The following is a 227-nucleotide window of genomic DNA, read 5'->3' on the forward strand; positions in this document are numbered from 1 at the left end:
GACTAGGCGTACCCACTGGCCCTATCTGCCATCGAAGGCGACGAACTCTTCCGACGGTGTCTTGCGCCCGTCGGTGAACAAGGCGTCGATCTCCTCGCTGCTGAGCGCCTCGACTTGGCCGGCGGCGGTCAACCCGTGGTCGCGGCAGACCTTCTTCGCCTTGGCGATCGTGCGATGCGAGCAGCCCGCGATCGCCTCGATGTCCCGGTAGGACCTGTTCTGCAGCA

Annotated in this window: 1 pseudogene; it reads right to left on the reverse strand. The window is 65.2% G+C overall.

Annotated features, from left to right (window positions below):
- Window positions 1-21 precede the first annotated feature (21 nt).
- Window positions 22-227 (reverse strand): annotated as a pseudogene (locus CEY15_RS17205) (IS21 family transposase); the annotation flags it as partial.

This window comes from Dietzia natronolimnaea (assembly GCF_002289575.1).
Taxonomy (GTDB): domain Bacteria; phylum Actinomycetota; class Actinomycetes; order Mycobacteriales; family Mycobacteriaceae; genus Dietzia; species Dietzia natronolimnaea_A.